The organism is Microbacterium sp. (assembly GCF_051860965.1).
Classification (GTDB): Bacteria; Actinomycetota; Actinomycetes; order Actinomycetales; family Microbacteriaceae; genus Microbacterium.
Genome location: NZ_JBIMKU010000010.1, coordinates 102002 through 123084 on the forward strand (window position 1 = coordinate 102002; position 21083 = coordinate 123084).

A 21083-nucleotide genomic window follows, 5' to 3' on the forward strand; every position below is an offset into this window, starting at 1 on the left:
TCGTGACACCCCGTGTCGCGAGGGCCATCACCCGTATGAAAGAGGAGTTCCGCATCAGCGATCCCCGCACCAATGACCGCATCCGCGTTCCCGAGGTCCGCCTCGTCGGACCCGCGGGTGAGCAGGTCGGCGTCGTCCGCATCGAGGTCGCGCTGCGCCTGGCTCAGGAAGCCGATCTCGACCTGGTCGAGGTGGCTCCCAACTCGAAGCCGCCCGTCGTCAAGATCATGGACTACGGGAAGTTCAAGTACGAAGCTGCGCAGAAGGCCAAGGAGGCTCGTCGCAATCAGGCGAACACGGTCCTGAAAGAGGTCCGTTTCCGCCTGAAGATCGACCAGCACGACTACGAGACCAAGCGCAAGCGCGCCGAGGGCTTCCTCAAGACCGGCGACAAGGTCAAGGCCATGATCCTGTTCCGCGGTCGCGAGCAGTCGCGTCCGGAGCAGGGTGTGCGCCTTCTCCGCAAGTTCGCCGAAGACGTCGCCGAGTTCGGCACGGTCGAGTCGAGCCCCACGATCGACGGTCGCAACATGGTCATGGTGGTCGCACCGCACAAGAACAAGTCCGAGGTCAAGACCGAGCAGAACGCCGCTCGCGCCGCCAACAAGGAGGCCGCCCGATCGGCCCGCACCGGCGGTCCGGCCTCAGAGCCCGAGACGACCGAAGCGGTCGCCGAGTAAGGCCCCACAGACCCCCGCCCCGGCGGGAACCGACTCCCGCTCCGGCGGGAACCACAACGAAGGAAGAGACATGCCGAAGCAGAAGACCCACTCGGGTGCCAAGAAGCGCTTCAAGGTCACCGGTAGCGGCAAGCTGATGAAGCAGCAGGCCAACATGCGCCACAACCTCGAGGGCAAGTCGTCGCGTCGCACGCGTCGCCTCAACCAGGAGCAGGTGCTGGCCCCGGGCGACGCCAAGGTCGCCAAGAAGCTTCTCGGCCTCTGATCGCCGACGCACGAATAGGAACGAAACGAAATGGCTAGAGTCAAGCGGGCCGTCAACGCCCACAAGAAGCGTCGCGTCATCCTCGAGCGCGCCTCCGGTTACCGGGGTCAGCGTTCGCGTCTGTACCGCAAGGCGAAGGAGCAGGTCACCCACTCGCTCGTCTACGCGTACCGCGACCGTCGCAAGCGCAAGGGCGACTTCCGTCGTCTGTGGATCCAGCGCATCAACGCCGCCGCCCGTGCGAACGGCATCACGTACAACCGCTTCATCCAGGGCCTCGGCCTCGCGGGTGTGCAGGTCGACCGTCGCATGCTCGCCGAGCTCGCGGTGAACGACCCGAAGACGTTCGCGTCGCTCGTCGCGACCGCCAAGGCGGGTCTGCCCGAGAACGTCAACGCCCCCAAGGCGTAAGCGCTCCGACTCGTCCGATGGGCGCCCTCTCCGGAGGGCGCCCATCGGCGTTTCCGGCGCACGGCTGCGGGATGCCGCGGCCCTAGACTTGACGCGTGCTCGAGAACCCGCGGTCGCCCCGTGTTCGCGCCGTCGCGAAGCTCACCAAACGCAGCGCGCGGCACGACACCGGACTCTTCCTCCTCGAGGGTCCTCAGGCGGCGCGCGAGGCCCTCGCGTTCCGCCCCGAGACCGTCGTCGAGCTCTTCGCGACGCCGACGGCCCTCGAGAAGCATCTCGACATCCGCGAGGCGGCCGCGTCCGCCGGCATCGAGGTCGTCTTCACGACCGAAGGCGTGCTCGATGCGATGGCGGACACCGTCACACCGCAGGGGATCGTCGCCGTCGCCCGGCAGACGCCGACCTCGGTGCGCGACGTCTTCGCGGCATCCCCTCGTCTGGTCGTGATCTGCGAAGAGGTGCGCGACCCCGGCAACCTCGGCACGATCATCCGCGCGGCCGATGCGGCGGGGGCGGATGCCGTGGTCCTCACGGGCCGGACGGTGGATCCGTACAACCCGAAGGTCGTGCGCGCGACGACCGGGTCGCTCTTCCACCTCCCGGTCGCGGTCGGTGTGGACCTCAAGACCGCCGTCGAGCGCGCGCACGAAGCCGGTGTCCGCGTCATCGCGGCCGACGTCGGCGGAGCCGACTTCCTGGCATCCCGCGGCCTGCTCGCCGAGCCCACGGCCTGGCTGTTCGGCAACGAGGCGCGGGGCCTCGAAGACGATGCGCTCGCGCTCGCCGACCTGTCTCTGCGGCTGCCGATCTACGGCGCCGCGGAGTCCCTCAACCTCGCGACGGCGGCCAGCGTCTGCCTGTACGAGACCGCGTTCGCGCAGCGCGCGGCATCCTGACATCCGCCGTTCCGGTCCTGTTACAAGACGGTAAAGGCTCGGGTCAAGCCCTGGTGGCGGCCGTGCGCGGATGCCAGTGTCGAAGACATGACGACCTCCGACGGTGCGCCGAAAACATCGAACATCTCGGTCCGCCGCGGTGATCCGCTCGTCGAGATCACCGATGTGCAGAAGCACTACGGCGACTTCCAGGCGCTGAAGGACATCGACCTCACGGTCAATCGCGGCGAGGTCGTCGTGGTGATCGGTCCGTCCGGTTCGGGCAAGTCGACGCTCTGTCGCACGATCAATCGGCTCGAGACGATCACGAGCGGCACGATCATGATCGACGGCAAGGAGCTGCCCAAAGAGGGCAAGGCCCTGGCCGGCCTCCGCGCCGATGTCGGCATGGTGTTCCAGTCCTTCAACCTGTTCGCGCATCTGACGATCCTCGACAACGTGACGCTCGGCCCGATCAAGGTCAAGGGCATGAAGAAGAAGGATGCCGAGGCCCTCGCCCGCCAGCTGCTCGATCGCGTGGGCGTCGGCGTCCAGGCCGACAAGCTCCCCGCCCAGCTCTCCGGCGGGCAGCAGCAGCGTGTAGCGATCGCGCGCGCCCTCGCGATGCAGCCCAAGGTGATGCTCTTCGACGAGCCGACGAGCGCGCTCGACCCCGAGATGATCAACGAAGTGCTCGACGTCATGGTGGGTCTCGCGCAGGACGGCATGACGATGATCGTCGTCACCCACGAGATGGGTTTCGCTCGCAAGGCGGCCGACCGCGTGGTGTTCATGGCGGACGGCCAGATCGTCGAAGAGGAGACCCCCGAGGAGTTCTTCACGAATCCGAAGAGCGATCGCGCCAAGGACTTCCTCTCGAAGCTGCTGACCCACTGACCACCGCACCGAGAGGAAGGACCCGCTCCGCCACATCCCCGACCGCGACTCCGCACGACCCGAACGTCGGACACACGGAACCACAGCACATATACGCAACCAAGGAGTACACATGCGAAAGTCTCGAATTCTCGTCGGCATCGGCCTGGCAGCCGTCGCCGCACTCGGCCTCACGGCGTGCAACAGCGGCACGCCCGGGGCCGCACCATCGGGAGACGGCTCGGGCGACACCGGCAGCAGCGACGCTCTGTGGGAGGTCGCGACCGACGTCGACCTGACCGACAGCCCCACGTACGACCGGATGGTGGAGCGCGACGGCGTCATCGTCGGCGTGAAGAACGACCAGCCCGGACTCGGCTACGAAGACACCGTGACCGGTGAGCGCTCCGGCTTCGACGTCGAGATCGCCCGCTGGATCGCGGCATCCCTCGGCTTCGACGAGAGCCAGATCGAGTACGTGACGATCCCCTCCGCCAACCGCGAGCAGGAGATCGTCAACGGAAACATCGACTACTACGTCGGCACCTACTCGATCACCGACTCCCGCAAGGAGCAGATCGACTTCGCCGGACCGTACCTGATCACGGGTCAGGGCCTGCTGGTCGCCGCCGACAACGAGGACATCACGGGCCCCGACGACCTGGCGGGCAAGATCGTCTGCTCGGTGACGGGATCGACCCCGCTGCAGCGCATCCGCGACGAGTACAACCCGGGTGACACCGTCGAGAACGGCACGTACTCGGAGTGCATCGAGCAGGTGAAGTCGGGACAGGTCGACGCGGTCACCACCGACCAGGCCATCCTGGCCGGGTACGTCGCGCTCGAGCCCGACGCGCTGAAGATCGTGGGCGAGCCGTTCAGCGAGGAGCGCTACGGCGTGGGCCTCGAGAAGGGCGACACCGCTCTGAAGGACTGGATCAACGCGCTGTTCAACGACGGCGGAGACGTGTGGACGGCGCTCTTCGACGCCAACCTCGCTCCTGCGGGCATCGAAGGCGACCAGCCCACCGCGGACGAGTGACCCCCTGCGGGGTGGCGGTCGAGACCGACCGCCACCCCGCATTCAGCGATAGACCGGAAAGGAGCGTGCGGTGGAGGTCATCACCGGCAACCTCGATCTGTGGGGCGAACTGCTCGTCGGCACGCTCATCCTCTTCTTCGCGGGCGGCGCGCTCGCGCTCGTGCTCGGCACCATCGTGGGTGCCATGCGCGTCTCGCCCGTGCCCATCGCGCGGGCTGTCGGCGGCTTCTACGTCGGCACGATCCGAAACACCCCGCTGACGCTGGTGTTCTTCGCGTTCTCGTTCGCGCTGCCGCCGTTGCTCGGCCTCCGCCTGACCGCGGCGACGGCGATCACCCTGGCGGTCTTCGCTCTCGGCATCTACACGGCGACCTACGTCGCCGAGACGATCCGGTCGGGCATCAACACGGTGTCCGTCGGGCAGGCCGAGGCGGCCCGCGCGCTCGGACTGACGTTCGGCCAGGTGATGGGCCTCGTCGTGATGCCGCAGGCGTTCCGCTCGGTCGTGCCTCCGATGATGAGCGTGCTGATCGCGCTCCTGAAGAACACGACGGTCGCCGCGGGCTTCTCGGTGCCGAACCTCGGGTCCGCACGCAACTACCTCAGCGAGCGCGGCGAGAACCAGTTCCTCGTCATCCTGTGGCTGATGATCATCTTCATCGTGCTCGTCCTGCTGCTGTCCTGGCTGCAGCGGACGCTTGAGAACCGCTGGAGGATCGCACGATGAGCAGTGTGCTCTACGACGTCCCGGGTCCGCGGGCGATCATCCGCAACCGCATCATCGGCGTGATCGTCGTGCTCGTGGTCGTCGCGATCGCGGGATTCTTCGTGTGGCGACTCGCGGTGACCGGCCAGTTCACCGCCGAGAAGTGGAACATCTTCACCTACTCCCAGATCTGGGTTCAGATCGCGGAGGCCACGCTGCGCACTCTCGCCGCCTTCGCGGTCGCGGCGGTCGGTGCACTGCTCCTGGGATTCGTCCTCGCGATCGGGCGCCTCTCGGACCACAGGTGGCTGCGCCTGCCCGTCGGCGGAGTCGTCGAAGTGCTGCGCGCCGTGCCCGTGCTGATCTTCATGTTCCTGCTGTACTACGGCCTGCCCGTGCTGGGTGTGCGGCTGCCGTCCTACTGGGCCGTCGTCATCGCCCTGATCGCGTACAACGGCTCGGTGCTGGCAGAGGTCATCCGTGCGGGCGTCGAGTCGCTGCCCCGCGGGCAGCGCGAGGCCGGCTATGCGATCGGCCTGCGCAAGGCCGGAGTCATGCGCCTCGTGCTGCTCCCGCAGGCGATCCGCGCGATGATGCCCGTGATCATCGCCCAGCTCGTCGTCACTCTGAAGGACACGGCGCTCGGCTTCATCATCACCTACCCCGAGCTGCTCTTCCTCGCCCGATCCATCGGCTCTCAGGCGACGTACGACTCGCCGATCGTGCAGGCGACGATGGTCGTCGCGGTCATCTACATCGGACTCTGCCTCCTCCTCTCGGCGGTCGCGTCGACCGTCGAGAAGCGACTCCGCCGCGGCGGGCGCGGCGGGCGGATCGCGGCTGCGAATCAGCCGACGCAGGAGGGCACCGACACCGAGCTGATCGTCGCGCAGAAGGGCGGGTCGGGGCTCGCTGGCTCGCACTGAGTCGGCGGCGGGCGGGGCATCCACCCGTCGGTAGACTCGTCTCTCGTGTCCGACGTTCCCGAAATCACCCCTGAGGCAGTGGATGCCGCGGTCCAGGCGGCGCTCGACGCCATCGCCGCGGCGGCCGACACCGCCGAGTTGAAGGCCGCGCGCGCCGCGCACTCGGCGGAGAGCTCGGCGCTCGCCGCACTCAACGCCCAGCTGCGCAACGTGCCGAACGACAGGAAGGCCGAGTTCGGCAAGCTCGTCGGGCAGGCTCGAGGCCGCGTGAACCAGGCTCTCGCCGCGCGCGAAGAGCAGCTCGCCGCCGCCGAGACCGCCGCGAAGCTCGAGGCCGAGCGCGTCGACATCACGGCGATCGCGTCACGAGCACGGGTCGGGGCGAGGCATCCCATCTCGCTCCTGCAGGAGCAGGTCGCCGACATCTTCGTCGGCATGGGGTGGGAGATCGCCGAAGGCCCCGAGCTCGAGCACGAGTGGTTCAACTTCGACGCCCTGAACTTCGACGTCGATCACCCGGCGCGCCAGATGCAGGACACCTTCTTCGTCGACCCGATCGACCGGCACCTCGTCATGCGCACCCACACGAGCCCCGTTCAGGTGCGCTCGATGCTCGAGCGCGACATCCCGATCTACGTCCTGTGCCCCGGTCGCGTCTACCGCACCGACGAGTTCGACGCGACGCACCTGCCGGTCTTCACCCAGTTCGAGGGCCTCGTGATCGACAAGGGCATCACGATGGCGCACCTCAAGGGCACGCTCGACCACGCGGCGAAGGTACTGTTCGGACCCGAGGCGAAGACGCGCTTCCGCGCCAACTTCTTCCCGTTCACCGAGCCGTCGGCAGAGCTCGACCTGTGGCACCCGACTTTCAAGGGCGGGGCGCGCTGGATCGAGTGGGGCGGCTGCGGCATGGTCAACCCCAACGTCCTGCGTGCGGCCGGCATCGATCCCGAGGTCTACTCGGGCTTCGCGTTCGGCATGGGCATCGAGCGCACGCTCATGTTCCGCAGCGACGTGCAGGACATGCGCGACATGGCCGAAGGCGATGTGCGCTTCAGCGAGCAGTTCGGAATGGTGGTCTGATGCGCGTCCCGCTCTCCTGGTTGCGCGAGTACGTCGAGGTGCCGGTGGATGCCGCGCCCGAGGACGTCCTCGAGGCGCTCGTACGCGTCGGGTTCGAAGAAGAGGATGTGCACCGCTTCGAGCTCGAAGGCCCCATCGTCGTCGGCGAGGTCGTGGAGTTCACGCCTGAGCCGCAGTCCAACGGCAAGACGATCCGCTGGTGTCAGGTCGATGTCGGTCCCGAGCACGGGGGCGTGCGCGGCATCGTGTGCGGCGCCGACAACTTCTTCGCGGGCGACAAGGTCGTCGTGACGCTGCCGGGCGCCGTGCTTCCCGGCCCCTTCCCGATCGCGGCGCGCAAGACCTACGGGCACGTCTCCGACGGCATGATCGCCTCGGCGAAGGAGCTCGGACTCGGCGACGAGCACTCCGGCATCCTGCGTCTGGTGGAACTCGGTGTCGACGCGCCTGTCGGCACCGACGCGATCGCCCTGCTCGGTCTCGATGACGTGGCGATCGACATCAACGTGACGCCCGACCGCGGCTATGCGCTGTCGGTGCGCGGCGTCGCCCGCGAGTACTCCCACGCGACAGGTGCGGCTTTCCGCGACCCCGCGGAGCGCGAGTGGAGCGAGGTCGAGCCCGGAACGGGCTTCCCGATCGCCGTGGTCGACGACGCCCCCATCCGAGGACGCGTCGGCGCGACCGAATTCGTCGCCCGCGTCGTGCGCGACGTCGACCCGACCAAGCCCACGCCGCCGTGGATGATCGCGCGGCTCACGCTCGCCGGCATCCGGTCGCTCGGGATCCTGATCGACATCACGAACTACGTCATGCTCGAGCTCGGTCAGCCCATCCACGGCTACGACCTCGACCGGCTCGCGGGCGGCATCACGGTGCGGCGCGCCACCGCCGGCGAGAAGCTCGAGACGCTCGACGGCAAGGTGCGTACGCTCGACGCCGAGGATCTCCTCATCACCGACGAGTCCGGCCCCATCGGCCTCGCCGGCGTCATGGGCGGCGGGACGACCGAGATGACGGATGCCACGCGCAACGTCCTCATCGAGGCGGCCACCTTCGACACGGTCTCGATCGCGCGCACGGCGCGTCGGCACAAGCTGCCCTCGGAGGCCTCGCGCCGCTTCGAGCGCGGTGTCGATCCGCTCGTGCCGTTCGTCGCGGCCCGTCGCGTCGCCGACCTCATGGTCGAGTACGCGGGCGGCACGCTCGATCCGCAGCTCGGTGGCGCGCTGTTCGCCGAGGTCGTCATCGCGGGCATCGACCTGCCCACGGGCTTCGTCGAGGGCCTCATCGGCGTCGACTACACGACCGAGGAGATCGTCGCGGCGCTCGAGATGATCGGCGCCGAGGTGTCTCCTGCGCACGACGGCGGATGGAACGTCATCCCGCCCTCGTGGCGCCCCGACCTCACCGACAAGTGGACGCTGGCCGAAGAGGTCGCGCGCATCGAGGGGTACGACCGCATCCCGTCGGTCCTCCCGCTGCCGCCCTCGGGTCGCGGGCTCACGCTCGCGCAGCAGGGTCGACGTCGCGTCGCGAACGCGCTCGCCGCCGCGGGGTACGTCGAGACACCCTCGTTCGGATTCACGACCGAGGAGCAGAACGACCTGCACGGATCGGCCTCCGGCGGTCACGTGCCGTCGATCAAGCTCGCGAACCCGCTCGACGGGCAGGCGCCGTTCCTGCGCCGATCGCTGCTGCCGGGTCTGATCCAGGTCGCGCACCGCAACCAGTCGCGAGGACTCACGGATCTCGCGCTCTTCGAGACCGGTGTCGTGTTCCTCCCCGCGCCGGGTGTCGCGTACGGCACGGACTTCGTGCCGCCGCTCGCCGTGCGACCGGATGCCGCGACCCTCGCGACCCTCGACGGCTCGATCCCGCCGCAGCACCGGCATGTCGCCGTTCTGCTCGCGGGTTCCGCCGTGGCGAAGCAGCCGGGTCAGGCGGCCGTCGCCGCGGGTCTCGCCGACGCACTCGATGCCGTGCGCACGATCGCCTCGGCGGCGGGCGTCGCGATCGACGTCGCACAGGGGGAGCGCGCGGCGCTGCACCCCGGTCGGACGGGCGTGCTGTCGGTGGGTTCGGTCGAGGTGGGATACGTCGGGGAGCTGCTGCCCGCGGTCGCCGAGGCATCCGACCTCCACGGTCGTGTCGTGGTGGCCGAGCTCGATCTCGACCTCGTCCTCTCGCTCGCGGGCGAGCGGGTCGTCGCGGCGTCGCTGTCGGGCTATCCGGCCGCGACCCAGGACGTCTCGCTCGTGCTCGGCGACGACGTGCCCGCAGCCGACGTGCGTGCCGCGCTCGAAGAGGGAGCGGGCGAGCTGCTCGAGTCGCTGCGGCTCGTCGACGACTACCGCGGCCGGGGGCTGCCCGAGGGCACGAAGAGCCTGACGTTCGCTCTGCGCTTCCGCGCGCCCGATCGCACACTCACCGCTGCCGAGGCGACCGAGGCCAAGCTCGCGGGAGTCGCCGTCGCGACCCAGCGGTTCGGCGCTGCGCTGCGCGAGTAGGACCATCTGCGACGGAACGCCGACCGTCGGGCGCTCACCAGGGCGTGATCTTGCGTGATCGGGCCGCCGTCGCGAGCAACCCTCCGCACCACACGGTGCGCACGCGAGGCGAGGGGAGTCCGCCGAGAGAAGGACGATTCGCCGCCGAATCTCCTTTTCTCGCGTGCATCTCGTTGTGTCGAGTGGTCGATGTGCTCGTGAGGTGAGCGGCTGGGCGCCTTGTGAGGTCGTGCGCTAGCGCGAGCCCCACTGCCATGGCGGCTGATCGAGCATGCCCTGACCGACGATCCGCGTGCCCGAGGTCGACGGCTCGAGCCGGTGCGTGAGCGCACCCGCGTGCTCGAGCGCGTCGGCGAGCGACGAGGCGTGCGTCACGACGACCACTTGCGTGCTGCGGGATGCCGCGGCGATGAGCTCGCCGAGCGGAGCGAGCAGATCGGGGTGCAGGCTGGCCTCTGGCTCGTTGAGCACGATGAGCGGCGGGGGATACGCGGGCAGCAGCGCCGCGCACAGCAGGAGGTACCGCAGCGTGCCGTCCGACAGCTCGGTCGTGTCGAGGGGCCGCAGAAGGCCCGGCTGCCGCATGACGAGCCGCAGGCGACCGTCGTCTGCCGCGACCGCGACGCTCGAACCCGGAAAGGCGCGGTCGACCTCGCGCGCGAGCGCGGCGCCGTGCCCGGCATCCTGGATCGTCGCCCACACGGCGGCGAGATCCGAGCCGTCGTGCGCGAGCGTCTGCGTGCGCGTGCCGACCTGCGGTCTGCGCGCTGCGGCGCCGGCGTCGGTGCGGAAGCTGTCGTAGAAGCGCCAGCCCGAGAGCGTGCGTCGCAGACCCAGCAGTTCGGGGCCGGTGTCGCCCTCGGCGAGATCGGTGAGGATCGTCTCGTAGGGCATGAGCGGCTGTGCGAGCGTGCGCCAGGCGCCGTCACGGACCCGGGTCGCCCCGCGCAGCCGATCGATCAGGAGCGTGGACGGCTTCGCGAACGGCCCGGCGAACACCTGCTCGCGCTTGAGCTCGGGATCGCGATCGAACACCGTCGGACCCACGACCTGGGGCAGTCCGAGGTCGACGAGGTAGCCCAGTTCGTCGCTCGCGTAGCCGAGCAGCAGGGCGTGCGCGTTCTTGCGGACTGTGCCCTGCGGCCGTGCCTCGCCGGTGGGCGACTCCGGCCCCGCCCACATGATCGAGGGGAGCCCGCCTTCCGCCGCGACGGCCGCGACGACCGAACCCGAGGCCGCCGACGACAGCAGCCGCAGAGCCCGGTAGAGGTTCGACTTGCCCGAGCCGTTCGGTCCCGTCACGACCGTGAGCCGTTCGAGCGGCAGCACGACATCGCGCAGGGAGCGGTAGCCCGCGATCGCGAGGGTTGTCAGCATCCACTCATCCTTTCAGCCACACCCGACACGTCCCGGGCGGCGCACAGCGTCGGGGACCCGGCGCGACGCGCCGCTCGTGCGAACGCCGGGGCGGCGTGTCGCGCGCGGCTTCCGACGGTCTGCGCACATCCGCCGACAGCGGAAGGGGATGCCGCGATCGACCGCACTCTGGTGTGATGGGTCTCATGACCGACGTCCTCATCCTCGGCGGAACAGGCTGGCTCAGCGGGCACGTTGCGAGACGGTGGGTGGATGCCGGGGCGTCCGTCACGTGTCTCGCACGCGGTGCGCGCCCCGCGCCCGCCGGCACGACCCTCGTCGCGGCCGATCGCAGTGCAGCCGATGCCTACGACACCGTGGCCGGGACCGACTGGGACGAGGTCGTCGACATCTCGTCGCGCGCCGGGCACGTCGCCTCGGCCGTCGCCGCGCTCGCCGATCGGGCGGAGCACTGGACCTACGTCTCGACGGTCTCGGTGTACGCGCAGGACGACGTCGCGGGGCAGGACGAGAGCGCGCCGCTCGCGGAGCCTGCTCGGCCCGGCGACGAGTACGACTACTCCCGCGAGAAGGTCTCGGCCGAGGCATCCGTGCTGTCAGCCCTCCGGGGGCGTGCGGCGATCGTGCGACCCGGACTCGTCGTCGGACCGGGCGATCCCACCGACCGATTCGGGTACTGGGTGTCGCGGTTCGCGCTCGCTGGAGACCAGGACGTGCTGGCTCCCGTCAGCGCCGCAGCGGTGTCGGTGATCGACGTGGACGACCTCGCCGATCTGCTCTTCGCCGTCGGTCGTGACGGGTGGTCGGGCATCTCGAACGCCGTGGGCGACGGCATCCCGCTCGCCGACGTCCTCGCACTCGCCCGGGACGTCGCAGGTCACACCGGCGATGTCGTGACCGCATCCGGAGACTGGCTCGAAGCTCACGACGTCGGGTACTGGATGGGTGCCCGCTCGCTGCCGCTGTGGCTTCCCGATGCGGCGATCGGCCACTGGACGCGCTCGAACACCGTGTACCGCGATCTGGGCGGTCGCCTGCGTCCGCTGCGGGAGACGCTGGAGCGCACTCTCGACGACGAACGCGCCCGCGGCCTGGGCCGCGAGCGCGCGTCGGGTCTGAGCCGTGCCGACGAGGTCGAGCTCCTCGCCGCGCTCGCTCAGCGGTAGCGGCGACCTTCGTCCCCCTTGTAGAGCACGATCGCGAGCACGCCGAGAGCGACGGTCCACGCGGCGATCCCGACGATCGCCCACACCGGGATCTCGGTGCCCAGGGCTGCGGCGACGACGATCTCGCGTGCTTCGCGCACCCAGAGGAACTTCGAGGCGACATCGAGCCACTCGGGGAACAGCACCGGTGGGAGGAACAGTCCGCCGCCGAAGGCGAGGAGGAACATCGCGACCTGTGCGATCGCGATCGCGGCTTTGGGGCCCGCGGTCGTTCCGATGATCACGCCGAGGAGCGCCGAGGGCACGGCCGTGAGGATGACGAGCCCGATCGCCGACAGCAGGGCGGGGACCGTGACCGACGCGGTCGTGAACAGACCGCCCACGAGCAGCAGCGGGATCATCGCGAGGATCGAGATGACGAGCGTCGCCGACATCAGGCCGATCATCCGCGCTGCCGGGGAGCCAGGAAGCGTCCGCAGGTAGGGCCACCACGGCTTCGATCGCTGTTCGGCCAGATCGATGCCGATGCTGAACAGGCACGCCGACATGAACGCGAAGACGATCAGCGACGCCGTCGCGGCGGTGGCGAACTCCGGATTCTGCGTCACGGTGCCCTGCGGGAGGACGAAGAGGCAGTACGCGAGAGTGGGGAAGACGAGCGAGCCGATGACCGCGATGGGCACGCGCATCGTCTCGAGCAGGTTGTACTTCGTGTGGACGGCGGCGAGCGACAGCGTCGACATCACGCGGCTCCCTTCGTGATCGTGAGGAACGCCTCTTCGAGGCTCGCGCCGCGGACGGCGAGGTTCGAGAACGGGATGCCGCTGCCGACGAGCGCACGTACGAGGGCGTCGGAGTCGGACACGACGGCCGTCACCACGCCGTCCTCTTCGGTCGCCGTGGCATCGGGGTCCAGGGTGACGATGTCGCTCGGGGTCGCGCCGCGCAGACTCACGCGGCGGCGCGAGACACCCGCCACGACGGCCGCGAGCGTGTCGTCGGCGCGCACGATGCCATGGTCGATGACGACCACGCGCTCCGCGAGCTGCTCGATCTCCTCGAGGTGATGGCTCGTGACGACGACGGCGGTGCCCGCGCGGTGGCGGGCGCGGACGGCATCCCACAGCGACCGTCGCGCGTCGACGTCGAGACCCGTCGTCGGCTCGTCCAGCAGAACCAGCTCGGGGTCGCCGACGAAGGCGAGAGCGACGGCGACGCGCCGCTGCTCGCCGCCCGAGAGCGCGCCGCACTGGCGTCCCAGGAACGGCTCGAGGCCGAACTCCGCGACCAGGGCGCCTTCGTCGGTCCGTGCGGGATAGTGCGCCCCGACGAAATCGAGCACTTCGCGCACCTTGAGTGATTCGGGGAGGGCCGTCGCCTGCGGCGTCGAGCCGAGCCGAGTCCTCGACGCCGGGTCGCGCGGATCGCCTCCGAACAGCTCGACGCGGCCGGACGACGGCATCCGGAGCCCTTCCACCAGGGTCAGGAGCGTCGTCTTGCCGGCGCCGTTCGGACCGAGGAGACCGACGCACTCGCCGGCGTGGATGTCGAGGCTCACGCCGTCGAGCGCGACGTTGTCGCCATAGCTCTTCGTGAGCGCGTCGGTGCGGATGAGGGCGTTCACGATCTGCCTCCCAGGAGGTCGAGGAGCTGTCGTCGGTAGGCGCGGAAGGCCGCGCGCCCCGTCAGGGTGATGCCCACGTGCGTGACGGGCTTGCGGCCCGCGAAGGTCTTCGCGAGTTCGACGTAGCCTGCGTCGGCGAGCTTCGCGAGGTGCGTGGTGAGATTGCCCGCGGTCATGTCGAGGAGCTTCTGGAGGGCGGTGAACGTCATGACATCGCCCTCCTCGAGCGCCTCGTCGAGCGTCGTCATGATGCGAAGGCGCGCCGGCACATGGATGACCGCATCGAAGTCGGTCATGACCCGGCCCTGGTCCGAAGCGGACCCCAGGCCATGAGTGCCGCGACGATGAGCATCGCCGCGGGGCCCACGGTGGCGTACACGAGGTAGTGCGTCGGGGAGCCGAAGAACGTCGCGACGACGGCGACCGCGATGAGGATGCCGCCCAGCACGTACATGGGGACCCCGCGGAACAGCGCTCCGCCCGAGAGGTACAGCACGCCCACGAGGAAGACGTAGACGCCGGGGTAGACGAGCTGGAGGACGTCGCCGGCCAGGCCGTTGCGCTGCAGTCCGGCGATCAGCAGCCACGCCATGAACATCGTGATCGTCCACGAGAGTCCGTAGAGCATGCCCTGCTGCTGGGAGGGCCCGCGGATGCCGTCACCTGCGGCGCTGATGCCCACGATGGTCGACCAGGCGATCGCCGCGATGATGAGGGTCGCGAAGACGATCCAGCCGACGGGGGTGGGCACGAGGTCGATGGCGCCGACGTCGATCGTGACGTACAGAGTGCCGAAGCCGATGGCCCACGCGACGGCCCACACCACGAACAGTCCGATGTACCGATGCGAGAGCTTGCGGACGGCGGCGCGCCGCGCGGTATCCATCAGCGCGAGCATCTCGCGGGGGTCTTGCTGCTGATCGTCGTCTTCACTCATGCAAACCACTTTGCGGCGCAAACTACTTTGTGTCAAGCGACGGATTTGCCGGATGCCGCAGCCGCCCGCTATCGTCGCGGCATGCCTTCGGCCATCCAGGGACTCTCGACGCTCGTTCCGAGCGCCGCTCCCGGACGCCTGCGCCTCCGCCTTCGCGGCCGCCGACTCTAGGCGACCCCGCACGGCCCCGTCATGGCCTGAGTGGGTGTCGCCGTGTCCGGCCCGCATCCAACACTCTCTAAGGTGGAATCCATGACATATTCGGTCGCCGTCTCCGGCGCATCCGGCTATGCGGGCGGTGAGATCCTCCGGATCCTCGCCGCACATCCCGACGTCGAGATCCGCACCGTCACCGCGCACTCGAACGCGGGGCAGCCGCTCATCCAGCACCAGCCGCACCTGCGGTCGCTCGCGCATCTGACGCTGAGCCAGACCACGCCCGACGTGCTCGCGGGGCACGACATCGTCTTCCTCGCCCTCCCGCACGGCCAGTCGGGCCAGTACACCGACGCGCTCGCCGACACACCCCTCGTCATCGACGCGGGGGCCGATCACCGTCTCGTGGACCCGACGGCCTGGGATTCGTTCTACGGCGGCGACTTCCACGAGCCGTGGACGTACGGCGTTCCCGAGCTGCTCATCGGCGGCGGCGCGAAACAGCGCGACCGCCTCACCGGTGCGACGCGCATCGCCGCACCCGGGTGCAACGCGTCCACGGTCAGTCTGAGCCTGGTGCCCGGGGTGGCGGCCGGAGTGATCGACACGCGCGACATCGTCTCCGTGCTCGCCGTCGGTCCGTCCGGTGCCGGCAAGAGCCTCAAGACGAACCTGCTCGCGAGCGAGATCCTCGGCACGGCGAACCCGTACGCCGTCGGCGGTACCCACCGGCACATCCCCGAGATCCGCCAGGCGCTCGCCGGTGCGTTCCCGGTCGACGGCGCAGGGAGCGCAGGTGGGGACGCCGAGTGGACCTCGCTCGCGGATGCCATCCGCATCTCGTTCACGCCTGTCCTCGTGCCCATGGCGCGGGGCATCCTCGCGACATCGACGGCGCCGATCGCGCCGGGCGTCTCCGACGACGAGATCCGCGCCGCGTGGCAGGACGCCTACGGCGACGAGACGTTCGTGCAGCTCCTGCCCGCGGGGGAGTTCCCGCGCACGGCCGACGTGGTGGGCGCGAACACGGCGCTCATCGGCCTGGCGATCGACCGGGCAGCGGGCCGCGTCGTGGTCGTGGCGGCCGTCGACAACCTCGTGAAGGGCACGGCCGGCGCCGCGGTCCAGTCCATGAACATCGCGCTCGGCCTCGCAGAGGGCACGGGCCTCACTGTGAACGGAGTCGCACCGTGAGCGTCACCGCAGCCCGGGGATTCGAGGCGGCGGGGGTCGCCGTGGGTCTCAAGTCGTCCGGCAACAAGGACGTCGCGGTCGTGGTCAACCGCGGTCCGCTCAAAGCGGGTGCGGCGGTCTTCACCTCGAACCGCGCGAAGGCGAACCCGATCATCTGGTCGCAGCAGGCGATCCAGGACGGCGTCGTCGAGGCGATCGTGCTGAACTCCGGCGGAGCGAACTGCTTCACCGGCTCGTTCGGATTCCAGACGACGCACCAGACCGCCGAGAGGGCCGCCGAGCTGCTCGGGGTGAGCGCCGGGGATGTCCTGGTGTGCTCGACGGGGCTGATCGGCACCGGCGACGAGGTCTTCCGCGCGAAGGTGCTCGACGGCGTCGAGCTGGGCATCGCCGGGCTCTCGACCGATGGCGGGGTCGCGGCATCCGAAGCCATCATGACGACGGACTCGCGGGCCAAGCGCTCCGTCGTGACGCGGGACGGCTGGACGATCGGCGGCATGGCGAAGGGTGCCGGGATGCTGGCGCCGGGCCTCGCCACGATGCTCGTCGTGATCACGACCGATGCGGTGCTGGACGCCGCGGGGGCCGACGCGGCGCTGCGGAGCGCGACGCGCGTGAGCTTCGACCGCCTGGATTCGGACGGCTGCATGTCGACGAACGACCAGGTCACGCTCCTGGTCAGCGGCGCGTCCGCAGTCGCACCCGCCCCGGAGGAGTTCGCCGAGGCGCTCGCCGAGGTCTGCCTCGATCTGGCATCACAGCTGCAGGGCGATGCCGAGGGTGCGAGCCACGACATCACCATCGCCGTGACGAACGCCGCATCCGAGGACGATGCCGTCGAGGTGGGCCGATCGGTCGCCCGCAACAACCTCTTCAAGGCCGCGATCTTCGGCAACGACCCCAATTGGGGTCGTGTCCTCGCGGCGATCGGCACGACCGACGCCGCCTTCGACCCGTACGACGTCGACGTCTGGATGAACGGCGTGCGCGTGTGCACGGCGGGCGGCCCGGATCGGCCGCGCGAGGACGTCGACCTCACTCCGCGTGCGACGCACCTCGTGATCGACCTGAAGGTCGGCGAGTCCGCCGCGACCATCCTCACCAACGACCTCACGCACGATTACGTCCACGAGAACAGCGCCTACTCGTCATGAACGATCTTCAGGACACCGACCCCGCGGAGGCCAGCGTCAAGGCCGCGACCCTCATCGAATCGCTGCCGTGGCTGCGCCGCTTCCGCGACCAGATCGTCGTCATCAAGTACGGCGGCAACGCGATGGTCTCGGAGGAGCTGCAGGATGCCTTCGCCGCCGACATCGCCTACCTCCGCTATGTGGGGGTCAAGCCCGTCGTGGTGCACGGCGGCGGTCCGCAGATCTCGTCGATGCTCGACCGGCTCGCCATTCCGAGCGAGTTCAAGGGCGGCTACCGCGTCACGAGCACCGAGGCGATCTCGGTCGTGCGCATGGTGCTGACGGGCCAGATCAATCCCCAGCTGGTGGGCAAGATCAACGCGCACGGTCCCGTGGCGACCGGACTCAGCGGCGAGGACGCGGGACTCTTCGGCGGGCGCCGCCGGGGGGTCGTGATCGAAGGGGTCGAGCACGACCTGGGTCGTGTCGGCGACGTCGTCGAGGTCGATCCGCAGCCCGTGCTCGATCAGCTGTCGGCCGGGCGCATCCCGGTCGTGTCGTCGATCGCCCCCGACCTCGACCACCCCGGTCATTCGCTCAACGTGAACGCGGATGCCGCGGCATCCGCCCTCGCCACGGCGCTGGGAGCGGCGAAGCTCGTCGTCCTCACCGATGTCGCGGGCCTGTACGCGGACTGGCCCCACCGCGAGTCGCTCGTCTCGCACTTGACCTCGACCGAGCTGCGCGCGATGCTTCCGCGCCTCGAGTCGGGCATGATCCCGAAGATGCAGGCGTGCCTCGAGGCCGTCGAGGGCGGGGTCGAGACGGCGGCGATCATCGACGGACGCGTGCCGCACTCGGTGCTGGTCGAGATCTTCACGAGCAAGGGAATCGGAACTGAGGTGGTGCTCGGATGAGCTGGCAGGATGACGCGGGACGCGATCTCGTGAAGAGCTTCGGCGATCGCATGGCGATGTTCGTGCGCGGCGAGGGCGCGTACCTGTGGGATGCCGACGGCACCCGCTACCTCGACTTCCTGGCGGGGATCGCCGTGAACTCGCTCGGGCACGCGCATCCCGCATTCGTCGAGGCGATCTCGACGCAGGCGGCGACGCTCGCGCACGTGTCGAACTACTTCGCGACCCCGCCCCAGCTCGCCCTCGCGGCGCAGCTCAAGCGCATCGCGGGCACGGGGGATTCCGGCCGCGTGTACTTCGGCAACTCGGGCGCCGAGGCGAACGAGGCGGCGTTCAAGCTGGCCCGCCTGCACGGCGGCTCGGACCGCCCGCGCGTCCTCGCGCTGACCGACGCCTTCCACGGCCGGACCATGGGCACGCTCGCCCTGACCGGCAAGCCGTACATGCAGGAGCCCTTCCTGCCGATGGTGCCGGGCGTGGAGTTCATCGACTCCACGATCGAGGCCCTCGAGGCGGCGCTCGACGATCGTGTCGCGGCGCTCTTCGTCGAGCCCATCAAGGGCGAGGCCGGCGTGGTCGAGCTGCCGACCGGCTATCTCGCCGCCGCGCGCGAGCTCACGGCCCGACACGGCGCCCTGCTGATCATCGACGAGATCCAGACCGGCGCCGGCCGCACGGGGGAGTGGTTCGCCTTCCAGCACGCGGGCATCACACCCGATGCGATCACGGTCGCGAAGGGCATCGGCGGGGGCTTCCCGATCGGCGCGCTCATCACGTTCGACACCGCCGCCGAGCTGTTCTACCCCGGCACCCACGGGTCGACCTTCGGCGGCAATGCGCTCGGCACGGCGGTCGCGGGGGCGGTCCTCACCCAGATCGAGAACGAGGGCCTCGTCCGCAACGCCGCTGAGCGCGGCACGCAGCTGCGGGAGATCATCGCCCGGATCGATTCGCCGCTGGTGAACGGATGCCGCGGGCAGGGACTCCTCATCGGCGTCGGCCTCCGGCAGCCCGTCGCGAAGGCGCTCGTCGCGGCCGCGCAGGAGCGGGGCCTCATCATCAACGCGCCCAACGACACGACGATCCGCCTCGTGCCGGCGCTCAACATCGGCGACGTCGAGCTCGACGAGTTCGAGGCGCTGTTCGCCGCGTCGCTCGCGGCCGTCGAAGCCGCCCTCGCAACGGAAGGACAGAACGCGTGACCCGGCACCTCCTGCGCGACGACGATCTGACGGCGGCCGAGCAGGCCGAGATCCTCGACCTCGCGGTCGAGCTCAAGAAGGACCGCTGGGCCGACAAGTCCCTCGCCGGACCGCAGACCGTCGCTGTCATCTTCGACAAGTCGTCGACCCGCACGCGGGTGTCGTTCGCCGTCGGCATCGCCGACCTCGGCGGCTCGCCGCTCATCATCTCGACGGCCAACAGCCAGCTCGGCGGCAAGGAGACCCCCGCCGACACGGCGCGCGTGCTGGAACGGCAGGTCGCCGCGATCGTGTGGCGCACGTACGCGCAGGCTGGGCTCGAGGAGATGGCGCGCGGCACGCGCGTGCCCGTCGTAAACGCCCTGAGCGACGACTTCCACCCGTGCCAGCTGCTCGCCGACCTGCTCACGATCAAGGAGCACAAGGGCCCGCTGGCGGGTCTGACGCTCGCGTTCTTCGGCGACGGCAAGTCCAACATGGCGCACTCCTACGTGCTCGCAGGGGTCACCGCCGGCATGCACGTGCGCGTCGCATCGCCCGAGGAGTACGCGCCGCGCGACGACGTCATCGCCGACGCGGACCGCCGGGCTGCTGAGACGGGCGGCTCCGTCACGCTCTACACCGACGCGAACGAGGCGGCGGCCGGAGCCGACGTCATCGTGACGGACACGTGGGTCTCGATGGGCAAGGAGGAGGAGAAGCTCTCGCGGCTGCGAGATCTCGGCGGCTACAAGGTCACGACCGAGCTCCTGACGCTGGCCGACTCCGAGGCGATCTTCATCCACTGCCTTCCGGCCGACCGCGGCTACGAGGTCGATGCCGAGGTCATCGACGGTCCGCAGAGCGTCGTGTGGGACGAAGCCGAGAACCGCCTGCACGCGCAGAAGGCGCTCCTGGTGTGGCTGCTGCGCCAGCAGTGACCTGGCTCCGCTCCCGCTGGGAGCGACTCAGCGGCCCCGACCGCATCGGCGGTGTCGACCTGGCGCGCGGCCTCGCGGTCTTCGGCATGATCGCCGCCCACCTGCTGTGGATCACAGACCCCTTCGACTGGACGGATGCCGCGACGTGGGTCGCCGTCGTCGACGGACGATCGTCGATCCTCTTCGCGACGCTCGCGGGCGTCTCGATCGGGCTCGTCACGGGCGGTCGCACGCCCCTCACCGGTCGCAGCCTCACCACCGCGCGGCTGCGTCTTGTCGTGCGGGCGATCCTGCTGTGGATCATCGGCATCCTGCTGATCCTGACGGGGGTGCCGGTCTTCGTCATCCTCCCCGCGTACGCGATCCTGTTCCTCCTCGCTCTGCCGGTGCTCTCGCTCCCGGCGCGCGTGCTGCTTCCCCTCGCCGCCGGTCTCGCCCTGGTCATGCCGTTCGTGCAGGTCCGGCTCGACGATCTGGCCTTCTGGCGCACCGTCACGGGCAACGACATCGGACTGCTGATCGGCTGGCACTATCCGTTCCCCGTGTGGATCGCCTTCGTCGTCGCGGGCCTGGGGGTCGCGCGCGCCGGGGTGACGCGACTGCGAGTGCAGGGATGGATGCTGGCCTCCGGCGCAGCCCTCGCGGTCGCGGGATACTCGCTCGGCGTGTTCGACGACCCGACGTCGGTGTGGAGTGCGGACCCGCACTCGTCGGGGCTGTTCGAGGTCATCGGGTCGGGAGGATTCGCGCTCGCGGTGCTCGCGGCATCCCTCCTCGTCTGCCGCACCGTGCTCACGTGGGTCGTCCTGCCCCTGCGCGCCGTCGGTGCGATGCCGCTGACGGCGTACGTCGCACAGATCGTCGTGTGGGCGGGCGTCGCGGCGGCACTGCTGGGCGACACCGGCGACCTGGTGGGCTTCCGCGAGCTGGATCCGTTCTGGCCGCTCGCGCTCTCGGTGCTCGTCGCCTGCACCGCCTGGGCGCTGCTCATCGGTCGCGGGCCGCTCGAGTGGGCGATCGACGCCGCCGCCCGCGCGGCCACCCGCCGCGAGCGCGGCGCTCCGCGTCGATAGGCTGGTC

General features: G+C 69.7%; 22 protein-coding genes. 17 read left to right on the forward strand and 5 right to left on the reverse strand.

The window, feature by feature from the left end:
- Positions 1 to 35: 35 nt before the first annotated feature.
- The 10 genes from infC to pheT all read left to right on the forward strand — a co-directional run bounded on the left by infC (position 36) and on the right by pheT (position 9377).
- Positions 36 to 680, forward strand: a complete 645-nt coding sequence (infC, locus tag ACTIFV_RS17520) for a translation initiation factor IF-3 (RefSeq protein ID WP_439594118.1) — start codon at positions 36 to 38, stop codon at positions 678 to 680.
- 70 nt (positions 681 to 750) lie between these two features.
- The gene (gene rpmI, locus ACTIFV_RS17525) at positions 751 to 945 is read left to right on the forward strand and encodes a 50S ribosomal protein L35 (RefSeq protein WP_191718014.1); all 195 of its coding nucleotides are present in this window, start codon (positions 751 to 753) and stop codon (positions 943 to 945) included.
- A 30-nt stretch (positions 946 to 975) separates the two neighbouring features.
- On the forward strand, positions 976 to 1356 hold the full coding sequence (rplT, locus tag ACTIFV_RS17530; protein WP_439594090.1) for a 50S ribosomal protein L20: 381 nt from the start codon (positions 976 to 978) through the stop codon (positions 1354 to 1356).
- A 95-nt stretch (positions 1357 to 1451) separates the two neighbouring features.
- The gene (locus ACTIFV_RS17535; RefSeq protein ID WP_439594091.1) at positions 1452 to 2252 is read left to right on the forward strand and encodes a TrmH family RNA methyltransferase; all 801 of its coding nucleotides are present in this window, start codon (positions 1452 to 1454) and stop codon (positions 2250 to 2252) included.
- An 87-nt stretch (positions 2253 to 2339) separates the two neighbouring features.
- On the forward strand, positions 2340 to 3128 hold the full coding sequence (locus tag ACTIFV_RS17540; protein WP_439594092.1) for an amino acid ABC transporter ATP-binding protein: 789 nt from the start codon (positions 2340 to 2342) through the stop codon (positions 3126 to 3128).
- Between the two features lie 112 nt (positions 3129 to 3240).
- Positions 3241 to 4149 carry a glutamate ABC transporter substrate-binding protein gene (locus tag ACTIFV_RS17545; protein WP_439594093.1) on the forward strand — a complete coding sequence of 303 codons (909 nt, stop codon included), beginning with the start codon at positions 3241 to 3243 and terminating at the stop codon, positions 4147 to 4149.
- A 70-nt stretch (positions 4150 to 4219) separates the two neighbouring features.
- Positions 4220 to 4876 carry an amino acid ABC transporter permease gene (locus tag ACTIFV_RS17550; RefSeq protein WP_439594094.1) on the forward strand — a complete coding sequence of 219 codons (657 nt, stop codon included), beginning with the start codon at positions 4220 to 4222 and terminating at the stop codon, positions 4874 to 4876.
- Entirely contained in the window at positions 4873 to 5781 is a 909-nt protein-coding gene (locus ACTIFV_RS17555) for an amino acid ABC transporter permease (protein ID WP_439594095.1), read from the forward strand. The genes ACTIFV_RS17550 and ACTIFV_RS17555 overlap by 4 nt, the downstream gene beginning before the upstream one ends.
- Positions 5782 to 5826: 45 nt before the next feature.
- Positions 5827 to 6867: a phenylalanine--tRNA ligase subunit alpha gene (gene pheS / locus ACTIFV_RS17560; RefSeq protein ID WP_439594096.1), complete on the forward strand. Its 1041-nt coding sequence runs from the start codon at positions 5827 to 5829 to the stop codon at positions 6865 to 6867.
- Positions 6867 to 9377, forward strand: a complete 2511-nt coding sequence (gene pheT / locus ACTIFV_RS17565) for a phenylalanine--tRNA ligase subunit beta (protein WP_439594097.1) — start codon at positions 6867 to 6869, stop codon at positions 9375 to 9377. Before pheS ends, pheT begins: the two co-directional genes overlap by 1 nt.
- A 234-nt stretch (positions 9378 to 9611) precedes the next feature.
- Here the strand turns inward: pheT and ACTIFV_RS17570 are convergent, their stop codons facing one another.
- Positions 9612 to 10754: an AAA family ATPase gene (locus tag ACTIFV_RS17570; RefSeq protein WP_439594098.1), complete on the reverse strand. Its 1143-nt coding sequence runs from the start codon at positions 10752 to 10754 to the stop codon at positions 9612 to 9614.
- Between the two features lie 176 nt (positions 10755 to 10930).
- On the opposite strand from ACTIFV_RS17570, the gene ACTIFV_RS17575 reads away from it, so the two are divergent.
- Entirely contained in the window at positions 10931 to 11920 is a 990-nt protein-coding gene (locus ACTIFV_RS17575; protein ID WP_439594099.1) for an NAD-dependent epimerase/dehydratase family protein, read from the forward strand.
- On the opposite strand, the gene ACTIFV_RS17580 is transcribed toward ACTIFV_RS17575, so the two are convergent.
- Genes ACTIFV_RS17580 through ACTIFV_RS17595 form a run of 4 tightly spaced genes read right to left on the reverse strand, consistent with a single transcriptional unit; the run spans position 11911 to position 14481 of the window.
- Entirely contained in the window at positions 11911 to 12663 is a 753-nt protein-coding gene (locus ACTIFV_RS17580) for an ABC transporter permease (RefSeq protein WP_439594119.1), read from the reverse strand. The genes ACTIFV_RS17575 and ACTIFV_RS17580 overlap by 10 nt on opposite strands.
- Positions 12663 to 13544, reverse strand: a complete 882-nt coding sequence (locus ACTIFV_RS17585; RefSeq protein WP_439594100.1) for an ABC transporter ATP-binding protein — start codon at positions 13542 to 13544, stop codon at positions 12663 to 12665. The genes ACTIFV_RS17580 and ACTIFV_RS17585 overlap by 1 nt, the downstream gene beginning before the upstream one ends.
- Positions 13541 to 13840, reverse strand: coding sequence for a transcriptional regulator (locus ACTIFV_RS17590; protein WP_439594101.1), 300 nt, complete (start codon positions 13838 to 13840; stop codon positions 13541 to 13543). Before ACTIFV_RS17590 ends, ACTIFV_RS17585 begins: the two co-directional genes overlap by 4 nt.
- Positions 13837 to 14481, reverse strand: coding sequence for a hypothetical protein (locus ACTIFV_RS17595; protein WP_439594102.1), 645 nt, complete (start codon positions 14479 to 14481; stop codon positions 13837 to 13839). Before ACTIFV_RS17595 ends, ACTIFV_RS17590 begins: the two co-directional genes overlap by 4 nt.
- A gap of 252 nt (positions 14482 to 14733) precedes the next feature.
- Between ACTIFV_RS17595 and argC the strand changes: the two genes are divergently transcribed.
- Genes argC through ACTIFV_RS17625 form a run of 6 tightly spaced genes read left to right on the forward strand, consistent with a single transcriptional unit; the run spans position 14734 to position 21076 of the window.
- Positions 14734 to 15831, forward strand: a complete 1098-nt coding sequence (gene argC / locus ACTIFV_RS17600; protein WP_439594103.1) for an N-acetyl-gamma-glutamyl-phosphate reductase — start codon at positions 14734 to 14736, stop codon at positions 15829 to 15831.
- Positions 15828 to 16985 carry a bifunctional glutamate N-acetyltransferase/amino-acid acetyltransferase ArgJ gene (gene argJ / locus ACTIFV_RS17605; protein ID WP_439594104.1) on the forward strand — a complete coding sequence of 386 codons (1158 nt, stop codon included), beginning with the start codon at positions 15828 to 15830 and terminating at the stop codon, positions 16983 to 16985. Before argC ends, argJ begins: the two co-directional genes overlap by 4 nt.
- The gene (gene argB / locus ACTIFV_RS17610; RefSeq protein WP_439594105.1) at positions 16982 to 17881 is read left to right on the forward strand and encodes an acetylglutamate kinase; all 900 of its coding nucleotides are present in this window, start codon (positions 16982 to 16984) and stop codon (positions 17879 to 17881) included. Before argJ ends, argB begins: the two co-directional genes overlap by 4 nt.
- Positions 17878 to 19083: an acetylornithine transaminase gene (locus ACTIFV_RS17615; protein WP_439594106.1), complete on the forward strand. Its 1206-nt coding sequence runs from the start codon at positions 17878 to 17880 to the stop codon at positions 19081 to 19083. The genes argB and ACTIFV_RS17615 overlap by 4 nt, the downstream gene beginning before the upstream one ends.
- Positions 19080 to 20003: an ornithine carbamoyltransferase gene (gene argF, locus ACTIFV_RS17620; protein WP_439594107.1), complete on the forward strand. Its 924-nt coding sequence runs from the start codon at positions 19080 to 19082 to the stop codon at positions 20001 to 20003. The genes ACTIFV_RS17615 and argF overlap by 4 nt, the downstream gene beginning before the upstream one ends.
- Positions 19982 to 21076: a heparan-alpha-glucosaminide N-acetyltransferase domain-containing protein gene (locus tag ACTIFV_RS17625; protein ID WP_439594108.1), complete on the forward strand. Its 1095-nt coding sequence runs from the start codon at positions 19982 to 19984 to the stop codon at positions 21074 to 21076. Before argF ends, ACTIFV_RS17625 begins: the two co-directional genes overlap by 22 nt.
- Positions 21077 to 21083 lie beyond the last annotated feature (7 nt).